This window comes from Mesorhizobium sp. M8A.F.Ca.ET.202.01.1.1, from assembly GCF_004791595.1.
Taxonomy (GTDB): domain Bacteria; phylum Pseudomonadota; class Alphaproteobacteria; order Rhizobiales; family Rhizobiaceae; genus Mesorhizobium.
The window spans coordinates 215,488-231,800 of record NZ_SRUN01000002.1 but is presented as its reverse complement, the minus strand read 5'-3'; the positions used below and the strand labels follow the sequence as shown (position 1 = coordinate 231,800).

General features: G+C 63.6%; 17 protein-coding genes. 6 read left to right on the top strand and 11 right to left on the bottom strand.

Features of this window, described 5'->3' with window-relative positions:
• Nucleotides 1–143: 143 nt before the first annotated feature.
• From guaA to EN845_RS05900, 3 genes are all read right to left on the bottom strand, one after another.
• A complete protein-coding gene (gene guaA, locus EN845_RS05910; RefSeq protein ID WP_127278505.1) occupies nt 144–1,706 on the bottom strand; it encodes a glutamine-hydrolyzing GMP synthase in 1,563 nt (520 codons plus the stop codon).
• 55 nt (nt 1,707–1,761) lie between these two features.
• On the bottom strand, nt 1,762–2,430 hold the full coding sequence (locus tag EN845_RS05905) for a 5'-methylthioadenosine/S-adenosylhomocysteine nucleosidase (protein ID WP_127870947.1): 669 nt from the start codon (nt 2,428–2,430) through the stop codon (nt 1,762–1,764).
• A gap of 99 nt (nt 2,431–2,529) precedes the next feature.
• Nucleotides 2,530–2,988 (bottom strand): PaaI family thioesterase, encoded by a 459-nt coding sequence (locus EN845_RS05900; protein WP_023686843.1) that lies wholly within the window; start codon nt 2,986–2,988, stop codon nt 2,530–2,532.
• A 135-nt stretch (nt 2,989–3,123) separates the two neighbouring features.
• On the opposite strand from EN845_RS05900, the gene EN845_RS35330 reads away from it, so the two are divergent.
• Nucleotides 3,124–3,384: a hypothetical protein gene (locus EN845_RS35330; RefSeq protein WP_167531250.1), complete on the top strand. Its 261-nt coding sequence runs from the start codon at nt 3,124–3,126 to the stop codon at nt 3,382–3,384.
• Entirely contained in the window at nt 3,381–3,671 is a 291-nt protein-coding gene (locus EN845_RS05895; protein WP_245464331.1) for a GFA family protein, read from the top strand. Before EN845_RS35330 ends, EN845_RS05895 begins: the two co-directional genes overlap by 4 nt.
• Here EN845_RS05895 and EN845_RS05890 read toward each other — a convergent pair.
• On the bottom strand, nt 3,668–4,153 hold the full coding sequence (locus EN845_RS05890; protein ID WP_127277884.1) for a TspO/MBR family protein: 486 nt from the start codon (nt 4,151–4,153) through the stop codon (nt 3,668–3,670). The genes EN845_RS05895 and EN845_RS05890 overlap by 4 nt on opposite strands.
• 39 nt (nt 4,154–4,192) lie before the next feature.
• Nucleotides 4,193–5,482: an RsmB/NOP family class I SAM-dependent RNA methyltransferase gene (locus EN845_RS05885; protein WP_127277876.1), complete on the bottom strand. Its 1,290-nt coding sequence runs from the start codon at nt 5,480–5,482 to the stop codon at nt 4,193–4,195.
• 323 nt (nt 5,483–5,805) lie between these two features.
• On the opposite strand from EN845_RS05885, the gene EN845_RS05880 reads away from it, so the two are divergent.
• Nucleotides 5,806–6,483, top strand: a complete 678-nt coding sequence (locus tag EN845_RS05880; protein ID WP_027146615.1) for an MIP family channel protein — start codon at nt 5,806–5,808, stop codon at nt 6,481–6,483.
• Nucleotides 6,484–6,552: 69 nt separating this feature from the next.
• Here the strand turns inward: EN845_RS05880 and katG are convergent, their stop codons facing one another.
• Nucleotides 6,553–8,754, bottom strand: a complete 2,202-nt coding sequence (katG, locus tag EN845_RS05875) for a catalase/peroxidase HPI (RefSeq protein ID WP_127870946.1) — start codon at nt 8,752–8,754, stop codon at nt 6,553–6,555.
• Nucleotides 8,755–8,933: 179 nt separating this feature from the next.
• Between katG and EN845_RS05870 the strand changes: the two genes are divergently transcribed.
• Nucleotides 8,934–9,842 carry a hydrogen peroxide-inducible genes activator gene (locus EN845_RS05870; protein ID WP_127277879.1) on the top strand — a complete coding sequence of 303 codons (909 nt, stop codon included), beginning with the start codon at nt 8,934–8,936 and terminating at the stop codon, nt 9,840–9,842.
• An 18-nt stretch (nt 9,843–9,860) separates the two neighbouring features.
• On the opposite strand, the gene EN845_RS05865 is transcribed toward EN845_RS05870, so the two are convergent.
• From EN845_RS05865 to EN845_RS05850, 4 genes are all read right to left on the bottom strand, one after another.
• A complete protein-coding gene (locus EN845_RS05865) occupies nt 9,861–10,667 on the bottom strand; it encodes an amino acid ABC transporter ATP-binding protein (RefSeq protein WP_127870945.1) in 807 nt (268 codons plus the stop codon).
• Entirely contained in the window at nt 10,664–11,605 is a 942-nt protein-coding gene (locus tag EN845_RS05860) for an amino acid ABC transporter permease (RefSeq protein ID WP_127277881.1), read from the bottom strand. Before EN845_RS05860 ends, EN845_RS05865 begins: the two co-directional genes overlap by 4 nt.
• A gap of 57 nt (nt 11,606–11,662) precedes the next feature.
• Nucleotides 11,663–12,520: an ABC transporter substrate-binding protein gene (locus EN845_RS05855; protein WP_127870944.1), complete on the bottom strand. Its 858-nt coding sequence runs from the start codon at nt 12,518–12,520 to the stop codon at nt 11,663–11,665.
• A 73-nt stretch (nt 12,521–12,593) separates the two neighbouring features.
• The gene (locus EN845_RS05850) at nt 12,594–13,607 is read right to left on the bottom strand and encodes a 2OG-Fe(II) oxygenase family protein (RefSeq protein ID WP_127870943.1); all 1,014 of its coding nucleotides are present in this window, start codon (nt 13,605–13,607) and stop codon (nt 12,594–12,596) included.
• 103 nt (nt 13,608–13,710) lie between these two features.
• On the opposite strand from EN845_RS05850, the gene EN845_RS05845 reads away from it, so the two are divergent.
• Both EN845_RS05845 and EN845_RS05840 read left to right on the top strand, forming a co-directional pair.
• On the top strand, nt 13,711–14,655 hold the full coding sequence (locus tag EN845_RS05845) for a nucleoside hydrolase (protein ID WP_127870942.1): 945 nt from the start codon (nt 13,711–13,713) through the stop codon (nt 14,653–14,655).
• A 103-nt stretch (nt 14,656–14,758) separates the two neighbouring features.
• The gene (locus EN845_RS05840; protein ID WP_127280897.1) at nt 14,759–15,433 is read left to right on the top strand and encodes a TetR/AcrR family transcriptional regulator; all 675 of its coding nucleotides are present in this window, start codon (nt 14,759–14,761) and stop codon (nt 15,431–15,433) included.
• A 15-nt stretch (nt 15,434–15,448) separates the two neighbouring features.
• On the opposite strand, the gene EN845_RS05835 is transcribed toward EN845_RS05840, so the two are convergent.
• Nucleotides 15,449–16,090 carry a class I SAM-dependent methyltransferase gene (locus EN845_RS05835; protein WP_127280896.1) on the bottom strand — a complete coding sequence of 214 codons (642 nt, stop codon included), beginning with the start codon at nt 16,088–16,090 and terminating at the stop codon, nt 15,449–15,451.
• Nucleotides 16,091–16,313 lie beyond the last annotated feature (223 nt).

Genomic DNA, 16,313 nt, shown 5'->3' with positions numbered 1-16,313 from the left:
TGGGCGAGGTCCGTCAGGCGGACCGCCAGCGCCAAAACCTGCCTGCCGATAGATGCCGAATGTCTTAGAGAGGATTTATTTTTGATTTCAATGGCTTGCGTCGAACTACAGCGTATTTTCGGCGGCGTTCGGATAGGCCTGAATCATTCCCACTCGATTGTCCCAGGCGGCTTCGAGGTGACGTCATAGACCACGCGGTTAATGCCGCGCACTTCGTTGATGATGCGGGTTGCGGCGGCACCCAGGAAGGCCATGTCGTAGTGGTAGAAGTCAGCCGTCATGCCGTCGACCGAAGTGACGGCGCGCAGCGCACAGACGAATTCGTAGGTGCGGCCGTCGCCCATCACGCCGACGGTCTGCACCGGCAACAACACGGCGAAGGCTTGCCAGATGGCGTCATAGAGGCCGGCCTTGCGGATCTCGTCGAGATAGATGGCGTCGGCCTCGCGCAGGATCTCCAGCTTCTCGCGCGTGATGCCACCGGGACAGCGTATGGCAAGACCGGGGCCTGGAAACGGATGGCGGCCTATGAAGCTTTCGGGCAGGCCGAGCTCCTTGCCCAGCGCCCTCACCTCGTCCTTGAACAGTTCGCGCAGCGGCTCGACCAGCTGCATGTTCATGCGCTCCGGCAGACCGCCGACATTGTGGTGCGACTTGATCGTCACCGACGGGCCGCCGGTGAAGGAGACGCTCTCGATGACGTCTGGATAGAGCGTGCCCTGCGCCAGGAAATCGGCACCGCCGAGCTTTTTCGCCTCTTCCTCGAACACCTCGATGAACAGCCGGCCGATCGTCTTGCGCTTCTTTTCCGGGTCCGACTCGCCTTCCAGCGCGGTGATGAACTTTTCCGAAGCATCGACCAGGATCAGCGGCAGATTATAGTGCTGGCGGAACATCGCCACCACACCGGCGGCCTCGTCCTTGCGCATCAGGCCGTGGTCGACGAGGATGCAGGTGAGCTGATCGCCGACCGCCTCGTGGATCAGAAGGGCGGCGACCGAGGAATCCACGCCGCCCGAGAGCGCGCAGATGACCTTGCCCTTGCCGACCTGCTTGCGGATCGCCTCGACCGCGTGCTCGCGGTAGGCGCGCATCGTCCAGTCGCCTTCGATGCCGGCGATGTTGTGGACGAAATTCCTCAGCAGCCTCGCGCCGTCCGGCGTGTGCACCACCTCCGGATGGAACATGATGCCGTACATCCTGCGCTCGACATTGCCGAAGATGGCGAAGGGCGAGCTTTCCGATTTGCCGAACACCTCGAAGCCCGGTGGCAGGGCGATGACGCGGTCACCATGGCTCATCCACACCTGATGGCGCTGGCCGGTCGCCCACAGGCCCTCGAACAGCGGGCTGTCCTTCTCGATCTCGACGAAGGCGCGGCCGAATTCGCGATGGTTGGAGCTTTCGGCGACGCCGCCCATCTGCACGCACATGGCCATCTGGCCATAGCAGATGCCAAGCACCGGCACGCCGGCGTCGAAGACGATCTGGGGCGCGCGCGGGCTGCCGATATCGGATGTCGAGGCCGGACCGCCGGACAGGATCACCGCTTTCGGATTGATGCGCTTGAATGCCGCCTCGGCCGACTGGAACGGCACGATCTCGGAAAACACGCCAGCCTCACGGATGCGGCGGGCGATGAGCTGCGTAAACTGGCTGCCGAAATCGACAATCAGGACGGTGTCGGGGTGATTGGCTGTTGTCATGGCGAGCGTTTAGAGAAAGAAACGAGTCTGCGCAATGGGTTGCGTAGCCTGACTTTCAGACTGGTCTGGGCTGATCGTCGGATGAAGCCGCCCGCAGCAAACCCGAACCGATCGCCTGTTCGAGGCGCATGACGGCGTCGGCCAGCTTCTCGTCGATGACATGGAGATATTCGGTCCAGTCGCCGACGTGCCTCAGATCAGCCGCACCGTCGGAAATGCCGCGCAGCCCGATGAGCGGGATGTCGAACAGCTGGCAGGCACGCAAGCAGGCGAAGGTTTCCATGTCGACCATGTCGGCGGCGATCGCTTCGTACGCCGCGCCGGTAATGATGGCGCCGCCGGTCGACAGTGTCGCCTGCTTGATTTCGGGAATACGCAGCGGCAGCGGTACGGTCACCGGCAGGTCGAGAAACGGCGTGGCGCCCTTCTCGAAGCCCAGCGGCGAGGCATCGATGTCGCGATAGGCGGCCGAGACCGCCTGGTAGATTTCCGTCTGTTCCAGGGTCCGGCTGCCGGCCGAGCCGAGCGATACGACAAGGTCCGGCAATGCTTTTGCGGATTTCAACCAGGAAAGCTCGGCACCCAGCCGTACGCCGGCTTCGACCGGCCCGACACCCGTCATCAGCGGGGTGAACAGCCGCTGCAAATGCGGGCCGTATTCGGCCTTCGCCGCCATGACGAAGAGGACATCCTTGCCACCAATTCGCACGACGTTGCCGGTCATGATCTGCTTCTCCCTGTCCCGGCCCTTCGCTATGGCTCCGGGCGTTCGCCGCTCGAAAAGCCCATTTGGGGGCTTTTTGTCCGCTGCGCGGACCGCTCCTCACCCTGCTATGCCGTCGCGACCGACCACCGTCATCATCGTCCCGGTCATGGTGGCGATCAGCTTGGCCTCACCGTCGGCGGCGAAGGCATAGGCCTGGCCGTCGGCAACGATGATGGTGCGGCCGGGTTTGGTCACCGACCCGCGGAACAGAAAGCGCTCGCCCCGGCCCGGCGCCAAAAGGTTGACCTTGAACTCGATGGTCAGCACGCCGGAATTTTCCGGCATCAGCGAGAACGCCGCATAGCCGCAAGCCGAGTCCAGCGCCGTCGAGATGACCCCCGCATGCAGGAAGCCATGCTGCTGGGTCAGCGCCGCCGAATAGGGCATCTCGATCTCGATGATGCCGGGCGTCACCAATGTCAGTTCGGCGCCGATCGTCGCCATCGCCTGCTGGCGCGCGAAGGACGCCCTGACGCGATCCTCATAGTCCGGAGCCGGTACGATCTTCGCTGCCATCGCCATTGCCTTCACGTTTGCCGGGAAAGCTTATCGCAGAGGCATAAGCGGCAGGCAAATGCTTTTGCTGCACTGCAACAAAACGACATCGAGGCGTCCTGGGCTGCGGACTCATGAAAGCGAAGCGACAATCTGATGGCCGCCAAGGCCATGCTCGCGCACGCGAGCACAATCGCTCACGCGAATGTCGCAATTGAGCGCCAGTTCGGCGCATCTCATGTCGACCCTCTCACCACGCCCGGTACAAATTATTGGTCAGGTCAGTTGGCTCAAGGAGAATTTGCATGCGTGGTCACTGCTTATGTGGCGCTATTGCTTTTGAAGTCGACGGCCCGGCACAAGCATGCGTGGTCTGTCATTGTGAAAGTTGTCGGCGGCAATGTTCCGCGCCGATGACCGCCTACATTGGCGTCCTGGAAGGCCAATGGCGATGGCTAAGCAAGCCGCCAAAGGTGTTCAACTCTTCTCCCGGTGTGGAAAGAACATTTTGCGATCACTGTGGTACGCCGCTGTCCTTCCGCTCGAAGAAGATGTCCAATGTCATGCATTTTTTCTCGGCAGCGATGGAGGAGCCGGAAAAATTCGCACCGACGCTGCATGTCGCTTTTGAGGAGAAGCTCCCTTGGTTGAAACTCGCCGACGGCCTGCCGACACGGTTTGGGCCTGACTATACGAAAAACTAGTTCAACCAGAGAAGCGAAGCGTTGAGCAGAGTGGCGAACGCCACCCATGCCGCATACGGCGCGAACAGCCAGCCGGAAAGCCGATCGCGGGTCGAGACACTCACAATGAACAGCACGATGCTCGCGAGAAGAAACACGATGACGACCAGAGCCAGTTCCATCATTTTCGCGCCGAAGAAGGTTGGCGACCATAGGAAATTCAGCACGAGCTGGGCGCCCCAGATCTTCATCGCAGTGCCCGCCGGCTCTCGCCGCCATGTCCGCCAGCCGGCCACGGCGATCAGCACATAGAGCAGCGTCCAGGCCGGCGCGAAGGCCCAGTTGGGCGGATTGAAGGAAGGCTTGGCCAGCGATGCATACCAGGCACCCGGCAAATTGGCGTAGCCGATCAGCAGGCCGCCGCCCAGCACCAGAACGAGAAAAAGCAGAAGCGACGGATATCTTTGCAAGACCTTACCCCATGGCGGCCCGACGCCGCGCATCTGCAAGTGGGGCGCGGCCGGCACCTGTCAACGGCAGCGTCAGTTCGCCCGGCGCATGGCGCAGAAGTAAAATCCGTCAGTGCCGCTCAGCGCCGGCGAGAGCGAAATGCCACCCAGGGCACCGATCCGCATCGCGGCGGCATGGCCTGGAAAGTGGCTGTCCCAAAGCTGGCGATGATCGACCGAGGCAAAGCCGCCGTGCCGCTCGCGAAACGCGGCGACCTGTTCGCCATTTTCCTCGTCGAACACGGAACAGGTGATGTAGACCAGCAGGCCGCCGGGTTTGACATAGGTTCTGGCGGCATCGAGGATCGTCGACTGCTCGCCCTTGCGGGCGTCGAGTTGTCTCTGCGTCAGCCGCCATTTGGCGTCGGGACGCCGCCGCCAGGTGCCGCTGCCGGTGCAGGGCGCGTCCACCAGCACGATGTCCATATGATTGGCGAGCGGGGCAAGCTCGGCCGGCTTGGTGGCGACCTGCACATTGCGGTTTTCCGAGCGGCGGATACGGTCGAAGATCGGCGCCAGCCGCGCCTTTTCGGCATCGTGAGCGAAGATCTGACCGTGATTGCCCATCGCAGCCGACAGCGCCAGCGTCTTGCCGCCGGCGCCGGCGCAAAAGTCGAGCACCTGCATGCCAGCCGTCGCGCCGGCAAGCGCTGCCGCAATCTGCGACCCCTCGTCCTGGACCTCGAACCAGCCTTTCTGGAAGGCCGGCTCGGCCTGCACGTTCGGGTGTCGGCCGTCACCGTCGATCGGCGGGATGCGGATGCCGTAGGGTGCGATCCGTGCGGCGCTGGCACCGGTCTGCTTCAGTTCGGCCAAGACCTTGGCGCGATCGGCCTGCAGGGTGTTGACCCGGATGTCGAGCGGCGGACGCGTGGCAAGTGCTGCGCCCTCCTCGACCCATGTCCCGCCAAAGGCCCGTTCGAATAGCGGTTCGCACCAATCGGGGATGTCGGCGCGAACCGCAGGCGGCGCATCGGCAAGCCGGCGGTCTGCGATTGCCTGGAGTTCCGTTGCGCTGAGCAGCGGCGGCGCGAACTTGTCACCTTCGAGCGCAGCGTTGAGCGACTGCCCCGTCTGGCTCCATTCGAGCAGCAGCGCCCCGAAGCCGATGGCGCGCGGCGTGTCTTCGCCCAGCAACCAGCCGGCGGAGCGTTTGTGGCGCAGCGCGTCGTAGACGATGTTGCCGATCGCGGCGCGATCACCACCGCCGGCGAAGCGATGTGACAGGCCCCAATCCTTCAGCGCATCGGCCACCGGCCGGTGACGCCGACCAATGTCCTCCAGCACTTCGATGGCCGCAGCCAGCCGTCCGCCCAGTCGCATTCGTCATTCCATCAAATCGAGCACATGAATCCTAGGGCCTGCTCTTAGAGCCTTTCACGCCCGGATTGAACCCCGCTCCGTCGCGCACCGCCGAGACACTGCCGACCAGGCCCAGCGGATCTAGCCGACCAATAAATCTCCCCGGTCCGCGAAAGCAGATCGATCAATAGATGAAAGGTCTCTAATGTTCGCAACTGGTGACTGCAAGCACGGCTTGTGGCGCAACCGCTCTGCTTTCCAAGTTTTTCGGTTGGGAATACTCTTGCCGCCATGATTCGCGGCGCGGAAACCGTGGACCGGCGGATCGTCACGAGGAGAGGGCAATGAAGACTTATCTGGCGGAAGTTCTAGGCACATTTCTGTTGGTGTTCATCGGTACGGCGTCCGTGGTGACGGGCGGCTTCGGCGGCGCGCTGCCGCTTGGTCAGGAAGGCATCGGCCTGGCATTCGGCATCGGCCTCATCGCAGCGGCCTATGCGATCGGCCCGATTTCGGGCGCGCATCTCAATCCGGCGGTGACGCTCGGCGTCTTCCTTGCCGGCCGGCTGCCCGCCAAGGACGTCATCCCCTATTGGATCGCGCAGATCATCGGGGCCATCATCGCCTCGCTGGCGTTGTGGATCATCGTTTCCGGCCAGACCGGCGGCCACACCGGCGGCTTCGGCGCCAATGGCTGGGACGAGACGAAATGGGGCATGAGCTCGGCGTTCCTGTGGGAGCTGATCGGCACCTTCACCTTCGTCACGGTGATCCTCGGCGTTACCGCTGAAAAGCACTCGACGGCTTTTGCCGGTCTGGTCATCGGCCTGACGCTGGCGGGCATTCACTTCGCCATGATCCCGGTCACCGGCACCTCGGTCAATCCGGCGCGCTCCATCGGTCCGGCGCTTTTTACCGGCGGTGCCGCGCTTAGCCAGCTCTGGCTGTTCATCGTCGCGCCGTTGATCGGTGGCGCCATTGCCGGCGTCGTCGCCAAGGCGCGTATCTTCGAGAAGGATTGATTTCCAAAGCCCGAATGCAAAAGGCGCGGGCCATGGCCCGCGCCTTTTTTGTAGGTCCTTAAGTTCGGATCAGGCAGCGATATCAAAGCGATCGGCGTTCATCACCTTGGTCCATGCCGCAACGAAATCCCGGGCGAATTTCTGCCCGGCATCCCCGGATCCATAGACTTCGGCCAATGCACGCAATTGTGCGTGCGAGCCGAAGATCAGATCGGCACGGGTGCCGGTCCACCTGACCGCCTTGGTCTTGCGGTCGCGCGCCTCGTAGACCTCTTCCGAGCCCGGCTCGGAGCCGGCAGCCGGATCCCACACCGTGCTCATGCTGAGCAGGTTGACGAAGAAGTCGTTGGTCAGCGTACCCGGCCTGTCGGTGAACACGCCGTGCTTTGACTGCCCGGTGTTGGCACCAAGCACCCTCAGACCGCCGACAAGCACCGTCAGCTCCGGCGCCGTCAGGCCCAGCAACTGCGCCCGGTCGACCAGCATGGCTTCGACCGACATGGGCTGCTTGCCCCTGACATAGTTGCGGAAGCCGTCGACTTTCGGCTCGAGCGGGGCAAAGGAGTGGACGTCCGTCTGCTCCTGCGAGGCATCCATGCGGCCTGGCGTGAACGGCACCTTCAGGTCGTTGCCGCCATCCTTCGCCGCCTTCTCGACCGCGGCAACGCCACCGAGCACGATCAGGTCGGCCAGCGAGACCTTCTTGCCACCGGTATTGAACTCCTTCTGGATGGCTTCGAGCTTGGCCAGCACCTTCGACAATTGGGCCGGCTCATTGACGGCCCAGTCCTTCTGCGGTGCCAACCGGATGCGGGCGCCGTTGGCGCCGCCGCGCTTGTCAGAGTTGCGGAAGGTCGAAGCCGAGGCCCAGGCTGTCGAGACCAGTTCGGAAACCGACAGGCCGGAGGCCAGGATCTTGGCCTTCAGCGATGCGATGTCCTGGTCGCTGACCAGTTCATGATCGATCGCGGGGATCGGGTCCTGCCAGATCAGCTCTTCCTTCGGCACCAACGGGCCGAGATAGCGCACGACCGGACCCATGTCGCGGTGGGTCAGCTTGAACCAGGCGCGGGCGAAGGCATCGGCGAACTGGTCCGGATGTTCGTGGAAACGACGCGAGATCTTCTCGTAGGCCGGGTCCGCCCGCAGCGCGAGGTCGGTGGTCAGCATGGCCGGCGCGTGACGCTTCGAGGGATTGTGCGCATCCGGCACCGTGCCGGCACCGGCGCCAGCCTTCGGCGTCCACTGATGGGCGCCGGCCGGACTCTTGGTCAGTTCCCATTCATAGTTGAACAAATTGTCGAAGAAGTTGTTGCTCCACTTGGTCGGCGTCGTCGTCCAGGTGACTTCGAGGCCCGAGGTGATGGCGTCGCCGGCAATGCCTGAGGCATGCTTGCTCGACCAGCCGAGACCCTGCGCCTCGATGCCGGCGCCTTCGGGTTCGGCACCGACCAGCGAGGCATCGCCGGCGCCATGGGTCTTGCCGAAAGTGTGACCGCCGGCGATCAGCGCCACGGTTTCCTCGTCGTTCATGGCCATGCGCGCGAAGGTTTCCCTGATGTCGCGGGCCGAGGCCAGCGGATCGGGCTTGCCGTTCGGGCCTTCCGGATTGACGTAGATCAGGCCCATCTGCACGGCGCCGAGATGGCCGCGAAGCTCACGGTCGCCCGAATAGCGCTCGTCGCCGAGCCACTTGGTTTCGGAACCCCAGTCCACGTCCTGCTCTGGCTCCCAGACATCGGCGCGGCCGCCGGCGAAGCCGAAGGTCTTGAAGCCCATCGATTCCAGGGCGACGTTGCCGGTGAGGATCAACAGGTCGGCCCAGGAAATCTTGCGGCCATATTTCTGCTTGACCGGCCAGAGCAGGCGGCGCGCCTTGTCGAGATTGGCATTATCCGGCCAGCTGTTGAGCGGCGCGAAACGCTGCTGGCCCGCTCCGGCGCCGCCGCGGCCGTCGCCAATGCGGTAGGTTCCGGCGCTGTGCCAGGCCATGCGGATGAACAGCGGCCCGTAATGGCCAAAGTCAGCCGGCCACCAATCCTGCGAGTCCGTCATCACATGGTGCAGATCCTTGATGACCGCATCGAGATCGAGGCTTGCGAATTCCTTGGCATAGTCGAAGTCCTCGCCCATCGGGTCGGACAGGTTCGACTGCTGGTGGAGAACGCCGAGGTCAAGCTGGTTCGGCCACCAGTCACGGTTGGTCCGGCCGGCGGATGCATGCGCCACGGGGCATTTGCCCGCGCTGTTATCGTCGGTTTTCGCGTCCATCTCTCACTCCAATTTTGCCGAGGTTTGATTTTGCCGAGGTTGATTTTTGCCGAGATTTTGGGGGCGGCCGGCGGCCCGCGCCAATCTGGAACGGTTCCAGACTAGGCCACACTGGCGATAAAAACAAATTGCCTTTCCTGTTTATTTCGATAGGATTTTCTTATGACAGGCTTGACTGCATGATCGGATTGACAGTTCGCCAGATGCACTATTTCGACGCGCTGGCGCAAACGCTGCATTTCGGGCGCGCGGCGAAACTTGCCGGCGTCAGCCAGCCGGCGCTGTCTTCCCAGATCGCCGAAATGGAGCAACGGCTGAACTGCCGGCTGTTCGAACGCGGGGGCAGGTCGGTGCGCATGACGGACGAAGCGATCACTCTGTTGCCGCGCATCGAGCGCATCCTGGCTGACATACGTGACGTGGAAACGACGGCCCGGCGCGGCCGCACGGCGATGGAGGGACGCTTCCGGCTGGGCATCATCCCGACCGTCGCGCCCTATCTTCTGCCGCGCGCCCTGCCCGAACTGAAGAAACATTTCCCGGCCTTGCTGCTCGAATTGCGCGAGGCGGTCACCACCTCCCTGGTCGAGGACACCGCATCGCGAAAACTCGATGCCTTCATCGCCGCACTTCCGCTCGACCATCCCGGGCTGATCACCGAGGCGCTGTTTCCCGACCGGTTCTTCCTGGCCGTGCCATCAGGCGATCCGGCCTTTGCATCGCCGCCGGTTCCACCCGAGAGCCCGGCGCTGGAGAGACTGATGCTGCTGGAAGAAGGCCATTGCCTGCGCGAACAGGCGCTGGCCGTCTGCGGCAATGTGCGGCCGGTGGCGATGGCAAGCTACGGCGCCACCAGCCTGACGACGCTCCTGCAGATGGTGGCGCACGGGCTCGGCGTCACACTCATCCCCGAAATGGCGGTCGGCCCCGCCGGCACTATCCCCGACCTCAAGATCGTGCCGTTCCAGGAGCCGATGCCGCAGCGCATGATCTGCCTTGCCTGGCGGCGCAACAATGCGCGGCATGGCGAATGCGTCGAGCTGGCGAAGATCATCCGGGGCCTCGGCGCGGCGGTGCTGGCTGGCTGAGAGCCGGTCTAACCGGCGCTACAGAACCCTGGACAGGAACTCGCGGGTGCGCGGCGATGTCGGATTGGCGATCATCTCGCGCGGCGTGCCGCGTTCGACGATCACGCCGCCATCCATGAAAACGAGCTGGTCGCCGATCTCACGGGCGAAGCCGATCTCATGGGTGACGACGACCATCGTCATGCCGCTCTCGGCAAGGTCGCGCATGACCTGCAGAACTTCGCCGACCAGTTCCGGATCGAGCGCCGAGGTCGGCTCGTCGAAGAGCAGCACCTTGGGCTTCATCGCCATGGCGCGCGCGATCGCGACACGCTGCTGCTGACCGCCGGACAGTTCGCGCGGATAGCGGTCGACCTTGTCGGCGAGGCCGACACGCCGCAGCAGCACCTCCGCCTCGGCCTTCGCCTGGTCCAGCGGGATTCGCCGCACCTGCGTCGGCGCCTCGATCAGGTTCTCCATCACGGTCATGTGCGAGAACAGGTTGAACGACTGGAACAGCATGCCGATCTCGGCGCGGCGCCGGCACAGAAGATCGTCCTTCACCTCATAGAGCTTGTCGCCCTGGAGGTCGTAGCCGACGAACTGGCTGTCGACGAGCAGGATGCCGCCGCTGAGCTTTTCCAAATGGTTGATGCAGCGCAGGAACGTGCTCTTGCCGGATCCCGACGGGCCGATGATGCAGGCGACCGAACCCTCCGGCACATCGAGGTCGACGCCTTTGAGAACTTCAAGCTGGCCATAGGTTTTGCGCACGCCGCGCGCGAACACCATGGAATCGGCCGGCACGCCGAAGCGGGCACGATTTTCGGATTTCACATCGCTCATCGGGCAAGGCCGCGCAAGCTGATGGCGTTGCGCAAGGCGCGCATCGTCAGGGGGTCGCGGCGGATATCGCTGCGGCCGAAATGGCGCTCCAGGAAATGCTGCCCGACCGACATGATGCTGACCACGGCGAGATACCAGAAGGCGACCACGATCAGCAGCGGGATCGTCTCGAAGGTGCGCGCGTAGATGCTCTGCGCGGTGTAGAACAGGTCATCGACGGCGATGAACGTTACCAGCGAGGTCATCTTCAGGAGGTTGATCGCCTCATTGCCGGTCGGCGGCAGCACGAAGCGCATGGCTTGCGGCAAGGTGATGCGCTTCAGGATCATGCGATAAGGCATGCCGAGCGCGCTCGCCGCTTCCGACTGGCCGGACGGCACCGACTTGATGCCGGCGCGGATGATCTCGGCCATGTAGCCGGCCTCGCACAGCGAAAGCGCGACGACGGCAGAGAAGAACGGGGTCATGAAATCATTGGTGCGCACGGAAAACAGCGTGCCCAGGAACGGCAGCGTCAGCGAGATCTCGCGCACCAGCAGCGACAGGTTGAACCAAAAGATCAGCTGGATCAGCGCGGGCACGCCGCGGAAGAACCAGACATAGACGCCGGAAAAGGCGCGCAGCACCGGGCTCGGCGACACCCGCATGATGGCGATGACGGTGCCGACCACGATCGCCAGCACCATGATGATGACGGTAAGCATCAGCGTGTTGCCGAGGCCGCGCATGATCGAGGGATGGAACAGGTAGCCGGCTGCCGTGCCCCAGGCAAAGGCCGGGTTGCTGGCGAAAGCGCGAATGATCAGGAAGGCCAGCAGCAGGGCGAACGCCGTGCCGATCCAGATGCCATAGCGGCGCTGCGGCACGACGATCAGTCGTGACACCGCCGCGGCGGCGCCCGGCTCGATGTCGATCTCGGTCGGGTGGGCCACGCCCATCAGATGCCTCCAGGTTGCGGGCCGGCGCCTGATGAAGCATCAGGCGCCAGATAGTCTCTATTCGGCGCGAAGCGCGTCCATGGAGCCAACGAAATACGGTTCCTTGATCGCGTAGGCACCCATGCCGTACTTCTCCAGGATAGCCTTGTACGTGCCGTTCTTGAACAGCTCGGCAAGTGCCGCCACCATCATGCCGGCGGTCTCCTTGTCGTCCTTGGCGATCGCCATGCCGAGTGGCGCGACTTCATAAAGCGTCGGCAGGACCACCAGTTGCCCTTTGCTCGTCACCTCGAAATAGCTCGATGCCGTGGCATCGTCCATACGCCCGTCGACGCGGTCCGAAAGCACGGCCTGGACGATATCGGTAGAGGAATTGAACACCGACTTTTCGATCGCCTTCTGGCCCTTGTCGGTGCATTCCTTGCCGAGCTTGTCGACCAGGAAATCCGAAGCACTGCCGGCCGAGACGCCTATGCGCTTGCCACAAAGCGGCGTGTCGCCGCTGAAGCTCGCCTTCTTGTCGGGTGACGTCGATACGGCGAGGCCCGCCTTCAGGAACATGACGAAATCGACCTGCTTCAGGCGCTCCGGCGTGGCCGAAAAGGTCTCCCAGGCGATCTTGAAGCGGCCGGCCGCGAGGCCCGGGATCATCGACGGGAACGGCGTGCGCTGGATATCGAGCCTGGCCTCGACGAGCTTGGCCACCTCGCCGGCGAGTTCGATGATGATACCGGTCTGCTTGCCGTCGGCGTCGAGATATTCGAACGGCGCGAAGTCCAGCGTGTTGGCGACGGCGAGCGTTCCGCTCTGCTTCACCTCAGCCGATTTCGGCACATCGGCGGCTTTGGAAACCCCGCCCCAGACGGTGGCGGAGACCGCCAGCGCGAGACTGGTCATTCGCAGATATCTGTTCATTGCTGTTCCCCTTTCTTGTGCTTGTTTACGATCTTTGTGGCAGAGCCGGTGGCCGGCGCGGGCTCGGCATTCCTTACGAAGCAGCGGCTTCGGCCGCCTTCTTCTTGCGGTAGTGATAATTCTTGTCGATGCGCTCCATCAGGTAATCGCCATAGAGCACCGGCTCGTATTTCGGCTGTGTGCCGGCCGGCACGCAGACCGGAAGTGCGGCGATCGTTTCATCCATGGACGGATCGAAGAAGAAGGGCTGCGAATAGCGCTCGCGTCCGGAGCGGTTGATGACGCGGTGCGGCGTCGAGACGAACTGGTCGTTGGACCAGCGCGCCAGGATGTCGCCGACATTCATGACGAAGGAATCCGGAACCGGAGGTGCTGGAACCCAGTCACCGGCCTTGTTCTTGACCTCGAGGCCGCCGACATTGTCCTGCGCCAACAGGGTGATGAAGCCATAGTCGGTGTGGGGGGCCGCGCCGAACAGGCCCTCTTCCTGGGGCTGCGTCGGATAGTGCAGCAGCCGCAGGAAGGTCGTCGGCTGCTCGAAATAGCGGTCGAGGCTGTCGGAGGGCAGCCCGAGCGAGAGCGCGATGGCACGCACCATCTTGCGGGCGAGCGTGCCCATCTCCTGGACATAGCGCTCGATGGTCTCCCTGAAGCCGGCAAGAGCGGCCTCGTCAGGCCACTGGTTGGGGCCTTGCAGCGGCTTGCCGGCCAAAGCCCGGGGATCGTCGGCGCCGACCTCGTGCATGAAGAAGATCGATTCGCTCTGGTTCGGCTTGCTGACCGCCGCCACGGACGAGGTCACGATGGTCGAGCCGGCAAAGGGCAGGAAGCCGCGGAAATTCTTGTCGATCTTCAGCTTGGCCTTCTCCTCCTCGGGCAAGGCGAAGAAACGCTTGGAGGCCTCGCGGACCGCTTCGACATCGGCGCGCGGAATGGGGTGGCCGGTGACATAGAGGAAGCCGATCGTCTCGAGATAGCGGCGCAGTGTCGCTGCCGTTGCCCGGATCGCCGCTTCGTCGTCGCCATAGAGCGCCGAGACGTCGAGGATCGGAATTTCGGAAAAATAGCCGCGCTCTTGTCCATCCATTTTCGAACACCCTGTCTTGAACATAAGATACAGTACTGTATTTCTACACATCCGAACGGCCTCATCAATAGGCTTTCGATCGCAAAACGAAGGACGCGGCATCATGGCACCACGCAAGATCATCATCGACACCGATCCCGGCCAGGATGACGCCTTCGCCATCCTCTTCGCACTGGGGTCGCCCGATGAACTCGACGTGGTCGGCATCACTACGGTCGGCGGTAACGTGCCGCTTGCACTGACCTCGAAGAATGCGCTCAAGGTCGTGGAGCTTGCAGGGCGGCCGGATGTGCCTGTTTATGCCGGCTGCCCGGCGCCGATGGTGCGCACGCTGATCACCGCCGAATACGTCCACGGCGAAACCGGCCTCGACGGCGCCGACCTTGCCGAACCGGTGACGCCGCTACAGGACGAACACGCGGTCAACTACCTGGTGCGCGCGATCATGGACGCGCCTGAAGGCGAATTGACCGTCTGCACGCTCGGGCCGATGACCAATCTGGCCATGGCCATGACCATGGAGCCGAGGATCGTGCCTCGCCTGCGCGAAGTGGTGCTGATGGGCGGCGGCTTCTTCCAGGGCGGCAACGCCACGCCGGCCGCCGAGTTCAACATCTTCGTCGACCCGCACGCCGCGCACAAGGTGTTCGCCAGCGGCGTGCCGGTGACCATGGCGGGTATCGACTGCACCTACACCGCACTGATGACGCCCGAATGGCTGGACCGCCTGCGCGCCACCGGCAGCCGCGCCGCGATCGAGGCCGCGAACCTGGCCGACTTCTACCGCCAGTACGGCACCCACAAATTCGAGACGCCGGCGCGCCCCATCCACGATGCCTGCGTGACAGGTTATCTCCTGGCGCCGCAAATCTATGAACAGCGCCAGTGCGCGGTGACGGTCGACATTGTCTCGCCGGAGACGATCGGCATGACGGTCGTCGACTGGTGGCATGTCACCGGCCGGCGCAAGAACTGCAATGTGCTGCGGCGCATCGATCCGGCGCCGTTCTTCGAACTCATGCTGGAGCGGATAAGCGCATTGCCCTGAGTTGCGCCTTCCGCGATAGATGGGCACTTGATGAGTCGCGAAGCGCATCGGAGCCGGCAAACGGATTGCAGGCGTTGAGCATGGCGATGAAGGTCTTGACCACATGAAAGCCGACAGCGCCCCTGGCAGAGGCAAGAGACCGCCCAAAGCCGCCGCGCCCGCGAAGGCGGCGCGGCAGACGCTGAGCCGCGAGGCCTGGATATCGGCGGCGCGCAAGGTGCTGGAGAAACACGGCATCGGCGAGGTCAAGATCGACCGCCTCGCCAAGCAGTTCAAGGTGACGCGCGGCAGCTTTTATTTCCATTTCACCAGCCTGGCCGATCTTCGTGACGGACTGCTGCAGGAATGGCGGGACATCAATTGCGAGCCCTTCTGGGCGATGCGCGAGATACTAGATATAGACGGCCTGCAGTTCTTCACCGACATCGTGCATGTCTGGGTCGACGAGGCCCCGTTCAGTCCCCTGCTCGACCTCGCCGTGCGCGACTGGTCGCGAACTTCGAAAAAGCTGGCGCGGGAAGTCAAGGATATCGACGACCTGCGCATCGAGCTCCTGATCCGTTCCTTCCGCGCCATGGGTTATCCCGAGGATGAGAGCCTGGTCAGGGCCCGCATCACCTATTTCCACCAGATCGGCCAATACGCTCTGTCCTTCAAGGAGGACCCGGCGGTGCGCCGGAGCTACCAGCCGCTGTTCGGCGAAGTGCTGCTCGGCCCGCTGGTCCAAGAGCCGGGTTCGGCGCCGAGGCCGGTGGAAATACGTGGTGGGCGGCGATAGCAGGGCGAAGGCGCATCAGCCCGTTGGGGGTATCGCGATGCCGGCATGGTGGCTTCCCAACTGCCAGAAGGGTAGCCGGAACCGTTCACGCTCCGCTTCGACGACATGGAAGCCCGCCGCCCGGATCAGGTGCAATGGATCGCGGTTGAGGTGGCAGCCGCCGGCGAGTCGGCCCCAGGACCGGTTCAGACGCTCTTGCCATTTGCGGCAGCGCGGCCCCTCGGCCTGGCCGTGCTCGATGAAGATCAGCCGGCCCGTGGGCTTCAGGATGCGCCGGATCTCGGTCAGCGCCGCCTCGGGATCCGGAATGGTGCAGAAGGCGTAGGTGACGACGACCGTGTCGGCGAAGCTGTCGATCAACGGCAGTCTTTCACCGCTGGCCCGGATACAGTCGACCTTGAATGGCAAGGAACGGCTCTTCGGTTCGGCCAGGCCGAGCATCGTGCCGTCGGGATCGACGCCGACCAGCCGCTTCACCCTGCCGGCGTCGTAATAGGGAAGGTTCAGGCCGGACCCGAAACCGACCTCGACGACAACGCCGTCTGCCCGTGGGATCAGGCGCCGTCGCATATGCGTGAAAGTGCGGGCTGAACAGCCGACGTGGACGAAGTAGGGCGCCATGCAGCGCGCGTACCAGGAGAGACAGGATTGGCACATGTCTCAGCCTCCCTGCCCTGCGCCGGCAGCGCCAACAGGGGCGCCACCGCCGGCAACAGGCCCTGCTGTGCAATGGTGGATGAGAGTATTGACCAGTGACATTTCTCGCTCCAAGGGAGTCTCATGATCGGGCCCGATCGGCCCGATGTCGTGGGAATGGATAGAAGGCCGGCGTCCCCTCAGCGTCCCCGCATGGCCGTGGTCGGATCGATGGAGCGATTGG

Coding starts and splice junctions, on each gene's coding strand:
- EN845_RS05855 (WP_127870944.1), bottom strand. CDS start 12,520: ATGAACAGATATCTGCGAATGACCAGTCTCGCGCTGGCGGTCTCCGCC.
- EN845_RS05890 (WP_127277884.1), bottom strand. CDS start 4,153: ATGCGCGGCGTCGGGCCGCCATGGGGTAAGGTCTTGCAAAGATATCCG.
- EN845_RS05905 (WP_127870947.1), bottom strand. CDS start 2,430: ATGACCGGCAACGTCGTGCGAATTGGTGGCAAGGATGTCCTCTTCGTC.
- EN845_RS05900 (WP_023686843.1), bottom strand. CDS start 2,988: ATGGCAGCGAAGATCGTACCGGCTCCGGACTATGAGGATCGCGTCAGG.
- EN845_RS05860 (WP_127277881.1), bottom strand. CDS start 11,605: ATGGGCGTGGCCCACCCGACCGAGATCGACATCGAGCCGGGCGCCGCC.
- EN845_RS05840 (WP_127280897.1), top strand. CDS start 14,759: ATGAAAGCCGACAGCGCCCCTGGCAGAGGCAAGAGACCGCCCAAAGCC.
- katG (WP_127870946.1), bottom strand. CDS start 8,754: ATGGACGCGAAAACCGACGATAACAGCGCGGGCAAATGCCCCGTGGCG.
- EN845_RS05835 (WP_127280896.1), bottom strand. CDS start 16,090: ATGTGCCAATCCTGTCTCTCCTGGTACGCGCGCTGCATGGCGCCCTAC.
- EN845_RS05885 (WP_127277876.1), bottom strand. CDS start 5,482: ATGCGACTGGGCGGACGGCTGGCTGCGGCCATCGAAGTGCTGGAGGAC.
- EN845_RS05870 (WP_127277879.1), top strand. CDS start 8,934: ATGATCGGATTGACAGTTCGCCAGATGCACTATTTCGACGCGCTGGCG.
- EN845_RS05865 (WP_127870945.1), bottom strand. CDS start 10,667: ATGAGCGATGTGAAATCCGAAAATCGTGCCCGCTTCGGCGTGCCGGCC.
- EN845_RS05880 (WP_027146615.1), top strand. CDS start 5,806: ATGAAGACTTATCTGGCGGAAGTTCTAGGCACATTTCTGTTGGTGTTC.
- guaA (WP_127278505.1), bottom strand. CDS start 1,706: ATGACAACAGCCAATCACCCCGACACCGTCCTGATTGTCGATTTCGGC.
- EN845_RS35330 (WP_167531250.1), top strand. CDS start 3,124: ATGGCCGCCAAGGCCATGCTCGCGCACGCGAGCACAATCGCTCACGCG.
- EN845_RS05850 (WP_127870943.1), bottom strand. CDS start 13,607: ATGGATGGACAAGAGCGCGGCTATTTTTCCGAAATTCCGATCCTCGAC.
- EN845_RS05845 (WP_127870942.1), top strand. CDS start 13,711: ATGGCACCACGCAAGATCATCATCGACACCGATCCCGGCCAGGATGAC.
- EN845_RS05895 (WP_245464331.1), top strand. CDS start 3,381: ATGACCGCCTACATTGGCGTCCTGGAAGGCCAATGGCGATGGCTAAGC.